At 40.8% G+C, this 6,300-nt stretch carries 9 protein-coding genes; 7 read left to right on the top strand and 2 right to left on the bottom strand.

All coding sequences use genetic code 11. From position 1 onward, the window contains the following. The 7 genes from FJR38_RS13750 to FJR38_RS13715 form a co-directional block, all read left to right on the top strand. On the top strand, window positions 1-444 hold a 444-nt coding region (locus tag FJR38_RS13750), incomplete at its 5' end, for a HEAT repeat domain-containing protein (RefSeq protein ID WP_174763998.1). Between the two features lie 22 nt (window positions 445-466). Further along, complete coding sequence (locus FJR38_RS13745; RefSeq protein ID WP_168537597.1) at window positions 467-808, top strand: contact-dependent growth inhibition system immunity protein; 342 nt, start codon at window positions 467-469, stop codon at window positions 806-808. 240 nt (window positions 809-1,048) lie between these two features. After that, window positions 1,049-1,474, top strand: a complete 426-nt coding sequence (locus tag FJR38_RS13740) for a hypothetical protein (protein ID WP_168493871.1) — start codon at window positions 1,049-1,051, stop codon at window positions 1,472-1,474. A 150-nt stretch (window positions 1,475-1,624) separates the two neighbouring features. Next, window positions 1,625-2,686, top strand: coding sequence for a DUF4157 domain-containing protein (locus FJR38_RS13735; protein WP_168493869.1), 1,062 nt, complete (start codon window positions 1,625-1,627; stop codon window positions 2,684-2,686). 273 nt (window positions 2,687-2,959) lie between these two features. Beyond that, window positions 2,960-3,373: a hypothetical protein gene (locus FJR38_RS13730; RefSeq protein WP_168537595.1), complete on the top strand. Its 414-nt coding sequence runs from the start codon at window positions 2,960-2,962 to the stop codon at window positions 3,371-3,373. Between the two features lie 161 nt (window positions 3,374-3,534). Continuing rightward, window positions 3,535-4,956, top strand: a complete 1,422-nt coding sequence (locus tag FJR38_RS27775; protein WP_217359286.1) for a DUF4157 domain-containing protein — start codon at window positions 3,535-3,537, stop codon at window positions 4,954-4,956. 39 nt (window positions 4,957-4,995) lie between these two features. Next, on the top strand, window positions 4,996-5,478 hold the full coding sequence (locus FJR38_RS13715; protein WP_168493865.1) for a hypothetical protein: 483 nt from the start codon (window positions 4,996-4,998) through the stop codon (window positions 5,476-5,478). Window positions 5,479-5,620: 142 nt separating this feature from the next. Here FJR38_RS13715 and FJR38_RS13710 read toward each other — a convergent pair whose 3' ends face one another. Both FJR38_RS13710 and FJR38_RS28530 read right to left on the bottom strand, forming a co-directional pair. Further along, the gene (locus FJR38_RS13710; RefSeq protein ID WP_371418213.1) at window positions 5,621-5,836 is read right to left on the bottom strand and encodes a diguanylate cyclase domain-containing protein; all 216 of its coding nucleotides are present in this window, start codon (window positions 5,834-5,836) and stop codon (window positions 5,621-5,623) included. 50 nt (window positions 5,837-5,886) lie between these two features. After that, window positions 5,887-6,300: transposase (locus FJR38_RS28530; protein ID WP_254449459.1), on the bottom strand; the 414-nt coding region annotated here is incomplete at its 5' end.

Below are 6,300 nucleotides of genomic sequence, written 5' to 3'. Positions count from 1 at the left end.
GAAACTCTTGGTGACTTGGGACAAGAGGAAGCAATAACCGCAATCTTTGCAGCATTAGTAGATCCTGATGAATCTGTTCGAGCCTATGCAGCTAATTCTATCGGACTATTAGGTACACCAACGCTTTTGCCAAAATTAGCAGCACATATTAAATCAGAAAGTTCTCTTAGGGTGAAAGCGGAACTTTTAGGAGCTAGATATAGATTAGGTGCAAAGGAAGATATTCATCTTTTCTTGGATTTGTTGGATAACGCTGATGAAGATATGGCAACAACACTCCTCAATATTTTGGCAGATTTAATAGATCGCAAACAGCCTTTATATCTTTCTGAAAGTTCTTTTTCTATTAGTGAAGTGCTAACTAAGTTGTCAGATATTTTCCCCATGTTAAGTCCCCAAGTTAAGGGATTAATATTCCAACTCAAGACGATAGCCCAAAGTTAAACTAAGTTTTTGATGACTACCTATGAAATCGGACGGCAGATTGTATGAAAAGCTTTATCCAGGACTCAAACAATTTTTCGGTGGCTACTTCCACCAAGATTGGACTTATATCTATGACTGGCAGGGAGAGCCACCATCATTTCAGGTTGTTGTGCGTGACTTTAAGACTAATAATTCTCAAGCGATTGTTACCCAGGTAACTCAAGAATTGGCACAATTCATTGCGGATCACCTGACATTAGAAGATGATTGGGATTTGGGTCAAATTGTCATCCACAAACTTTTGTGTTCTATTTACGCTCCTGGACTGGGGCTAACTTATCGGCAATGGTTAGAAGATATTTTGACTATTCTCAAAGAGTAATTATAAGTATCACTCAGTCAAGTCAGGAAATACTAGTACAGTACGGCGTAAATCAACCAACCATTAAGAATTCTCAAGAAGCTTGTGTAATCTGCTTTTTTAATTTTTAATTGTTAATTTTTAATTCCGCCTTAATGGACTGGAAGGGAGAGAAACGGGGTAGCGTTAATGGGCTTTATTTATTAGACAAGGACAGTTAGCAACATTTTTTTTGCATAGAAAATAAAAAATAATAAAAAAATGCATTATAAAATTATAAACAATCCGACATATACAAATACGATGAAAATAGGATTAGAGGTACAACCAGAAAACGAACCTCTTCAATTTTTTTTCATTAGTATGCGATTACATAAGTATCCGGAATTTATACATGACATTTTAAATGACAGAGGTTATTTGGGAGACCCACAGGGAGTGTTATTTTACAACGACCTAGATGACGAAGACTTTGCAACAGACAATGTATTTAACAAAGAGGAAGTGAAAGTATATCACCATGTCTTTGGTGAAAGCATTGTCTCTAGAAAAACATTCATACAAATGGTCTATGATTTTAGCTGCAAACTGTTAGAAGTTTATGGGAACGATGGAAATATACCAGAAAATTGGAAACTTCAAATGGAAAATAGTTTAAAGGAATTAAGCCTAAAAATGGAACATTGACCTTCAATGCGATCGCGCATAGAAAATCAGTTAGTAGCACAGTTGAGTTAAATAATATGACAAATATCAACTGTATTGACTCAATTACCCGATTTATTGGAAACTATGCAAAAATAAAAACATTACTTTAATGATGTAGTGGGTGTAATTATGCAGGATAGAATTAGCAAAACCAGCCAAAATCACACATCTGCACCAAAGTCAAACCCCTTTCAAACAAGAGGGTTTGGGATTGATACCCCAAAAAAGTCAGCAACACCCGCCACAGACATAGACTTTGATGCCCAATATGAACACGCCAAGCGTTACGCACTGGACTTGTCTAATGTTCCCGTATTCCCACCATCACCAGTCCAAGCAAAATTAACCATTGGGCAGCCTGGAGACAAGTACGAACAAGAAGCTGATCAGGTAGCATCCCAAGTGGTACAACAGATCAATGCCCCTGCATCGGTACAAGCTGCTCAAGGACAGCCACAGCCACAGCAGCAAGAAGAACTAGAAGAGGAACTTCAGGCGAAACCGGAAATATCATCACTCCAACGCATGGAAGAACTAGAAGAGGAACTTCAAGCTAAGTCAACCGTACAGCGTCGGGAAGCGATAGGTGGAGGGGAAGCTTCACAGGATTTAGACACCGCTATTAACAGTTCTAGGGGCAGTGGACAGCCATTAGATGCAGGACTGCAAAGGTCAATGGGGCAGGCGATGGGGGCGGATTTTAGTGGGGTAAAGGTTCACACAGATGCACAGTCTGACCAGTTGAATCGCTCAATCCAGGCGCGTGCTTTTACAACGGGACAGGATGTGTTTTTTCGGCAAGGGGCTTATGATCCAGGGAGTCGCGGGGGGCAGGAGTTGATTGCCCATGAGTTGACTCATGTAGTTCAGCAGAATGGTGGGGCTGTGCAGCGATCGCTTATGCAAACAAAAAAGGAATCAATCCAGACTGCTAATATTTTGACTGTACAACTTTGGCCGGATGGAACGACACGTCATCTAAGACAAAGAGCAAGCGAGCGAAGTATTACAGAAGCACAGATAGATAATGCGGTCAATAACGGCGCTAAATACGACGATGCCGACTATCCAGGTGGAACAATTTATTACGACTCAAGTACCGGAGTAACTGTTTGTGAAGTAGCAGACCGAACTAAGACAACCTGTTATGTTAGTAGCCGTCCTAAATCTCGATGGACATTAAGAGTTTAGTTGATAATAGGACTTACGCAAAATATCTCTGAAACTCTCTTTTCTATCCCTAACGGGACGCTCCGCGAACGTGGTTCGTTCTTTCGTAACTTGTGCGTAAGTCCTGGATAATTAGGAAATCACTATTAAAATCGCCCAAAACTCTCTTCCTGTTCCTGCGATGCACTGAGCGAAGCCGATAGCGTAGCGTGGCGTAGCGTGGCGTAAGCCATAGTGTTCCCTTGACCCAACGACAATTTTTAACGCCCAACTACTTATTCTCAGGAGAATAACATGATAGTATTTAACAATATTTTTGAGTTAGAAGCTCCGATGCAAATCCTTCTGCAAATTGATGAACCTGATACAGAAGGTTGGAGAAATTACAGAATGGCACTTGTCATCAACAAAGATAAATACAAATTGGTAGAATTTGAACAATCGTTCAGTAGTTTATGTATTGAACGATTGCAGGGTGGTATCAATGACCTTCTAGAAGCAAGAACTGAGCAGTTTGACTTTGAACCTCTAGAACCAGCATTTCGCTTACAAGTATCACGTTTAGCTCCTGACGAATTTGAGATGCTCTGCATTGTCGATATCAGTTATGTAAGGAAAGGTCCAGCAACGGAAACGGGAATTGGTATGGCAATAGTGGTAAAAGCGGATGAAGTGAAAAGCGCCTTGAAGGAACTTAATGGACGATAAATACAATGCTTGCCATAGCGCGATCGCCAGTATAAGAACAGTTAATAGTACAGTTTAGTTAAATAAGATGACCAATGTCAAACGTATTGGCTCAATTACCCAATTCATTGGAAACTATGCAAACATAAAAACATTACTTTAATGATGTAGTGGGTGTAATTATGCAGCATAGAATTAGCAAAACCAGCCAAAATCACACATCTGCACCAACGTCAAACCCCTTCCAAACAAGAGGGTTTGGGATTGATACCCCAAAAAAGTCAGCAACACCCGCCACAGACATAGACTTTGATGCCCAATATGAACACGCCAAGCGTTATGCACTTGACCTAAAAAATGTTCCCGTATTCCCACCATCACCAGTCCAAGCCAAATTAACCATTGGGCAGCCTGGAGACAAGTACGAACAAGAAGCTGATCAGGTAGCATCTCAGGTAGTACAACAGATCAATGCCCCAGCATTGGTACAAGCAACTCAACAACAGCAGTCACAACAGCAGTCACAACAGCAGTCACAACAGCAGGAAGAACTAGAAGAGAAACTCCAGACGAAACCAGAAATTACATCACTTCAACGCATGGAAGAACCGGAAGAGGAACTTCAGGCAAAACCAGAACTATCATCACTTCAACGCATGGAAGAACCGGAAGAAGAACTTCAGGCGAAACCAGAACTATCATCACTCCAACGCATGGAAGAACCGGAAGAAGAACTTCAGGCGAAACCAGAACTATCATCACTTCAACGCATGGAAGAACCGGACGAGGAACTTCAGCGACAGGAAGCGATTGGAGGAGGGGAAGCGTCAATGGATTTAGACACCGCTATTAACAGTTCCAGAGGCAGTGGACAGCAATTAGATGCAGGTCTGCAACGGTCAATGGGACAGGCTATGGGAGCAGATTTTAGTAGGGTGAAGATTCATACAGATGCTCAGTCCGACCAGTTGAATCGCTCAATCCAGGCAAAGGCGTTTACAACGGGGCAGGATGTGTTCTTTCGTCAAGGGGCTTATGATCCAGGGAGTCGCGGGGGACAGGAGTTGATTGCCCATGAGTTGACTCACGTTGTGCAGCAGAATGGTGGGGCTGTGCAGAAAGAGAAAGAAATTGTCAGCAGAACTCAGAATGAAACAGCTTCAATAGATCAAGCAGGTATTATTCAGCCAATGCTAGATAATAGTATTATGCGTGCCTCATTATATCGGGGCATGACAGAAAGCAGTGGTCAACCGAAAATTGGCAGTACGGCACGCGAACTTGGTGTACGTGATAGCGATGTGAAACTGAATGAACAGAAAAAAGTCGTTCCTGGAAAAGGTATGTCAACAGCGAAGGGAAGTCCAGAAAATCTACCATCACATCGTCGTTCATCCATCTGGGGTGGTACAGGAAAAGATCCAGTTTGGGAGATTGAAGAAAATAATATCAATGGCAAGCTGAAAGCAAATCATGATGGTGACAACCATGTAAGTATTACGGCAGCCCAAAAAAATATGTCACTGGAAGAATTTCAACAAGAACTAGCTGCGACACAACCAAACTGGACAAAAACTCCAGAACCACAGAAAAAAGAAAAGTGAATATAAAAAAGAGATTGACAAATAAAACAGGGGTGAATAATGGCATGGCTTTTTAGTTTATCGGCTGAATGTGGAACTCAAACTCAAGCCGAGCTTTTTTTAGGCTATTTTCAAAAGCTATCTTGGACACTTGGAGATGGAAAAAAAATCACGACTGTACCGGAACTGATGGAAGATCATGATGGTAACTGGTGGTGTATGGTTGTTCCTCTGGGGATGAATGAGAACTTAGTCGAAAGTGACGAAGATACACCACAAATAAGGGAAATAGGCAACTTACTTTATGGAAGTTTGCAGAATGCGCCGGATTTTCGCTATGCTTTGTTAGGTGTTGAAGTAGATCTATTTAGAACATTTAGCGAATTGTTGGCGGATACAACAATTACTGAACAACCATCCAGTTTTGTAGGACTGGTGCTGGCGGAGTCAATCTGGGATATGATAAATCGTCCAGAAGCTTTTCAACTCTTTAAACCTGGTTATTTCTGGATACCCTTTGACCATGACTATTTTTGTAAATAGCATGACTCCTCTTTTGATGGTCAAGATAAAAACGGCGTTGCTGAATCATGGGATGATTTCGCCCAATTTAGAATGAATTTTCAATAGTTTCAATCGCTAATTCATCCCGCATTTATGCAATGCCGCTTTTATGTTAGGAGGGTCAAAGCAGTGCGATCGCCTGATTCCGTCCTTGCTTTTTCGCTGTATAAAGAGCTTGATCTGCATGAGATATTAACATTTCTAAATTTTGTTCTATTGTGGGCATTTCACAGGCAATTCCCATACTCAAAGTAATGCGATAGCAAAGCGCTCCGTAGGAATCGCTAACATCAGAATCTTGGTGAGGAATAGCAAGATTAGCGATCGCTTCTCTAATTAGGGCTTGCTGAAAAAGTAGAAAAAGGCAAAAAAAAATTAACTAGGTAGTTAGGCAAAAGCAAAGATAAGTTTTTGTTGTTTAAAATTAGGCAAAACATCACTTTTTCTAATTGAATTAAAGAAAAAAGAGATTATTTGGAAAAATTGCCATAAAAATCCCCAAAAAACCCTTGATAGTAAGGTAGAAAGATTCATAACTAAAAAAGTAATAGCAATAGCAGTTAGAGAGGTATGAGGAAGTTTAGCCATGACTCTACCCAAACTAAATCTTCGTTTACCCTGCCCAAATTTACCTTCAATACAGTTACGAATACCTTCGTCATAAGCAGCCTGTTTCTTATTTTCTTTACTGACATTTTTAGGTGGTCTTCCCAACGGCGGACCACTAATTCTAATTCCTCTTTCTTGACACCAAGCTCGATTCTCTCTTGTCCGATAAATTTTATCCACATGAACGGATTC

Origin of the sequence: Anabaena sp. UHCC 0253, assembly GCF_009712085.1 — a bacterium.
Taxonomy (GTDB): domain Bacteria; phylum Cyanobacteriota; class Cyanobacteriia; order Cyanobacteriales; family Nostocaceae; genus Dolichospermum.
The sequence above is the reverse complement of the archived record's forward strand: the minus strand, read 5'-3'. Positions and strand labels throughout refer to the sequence as shown.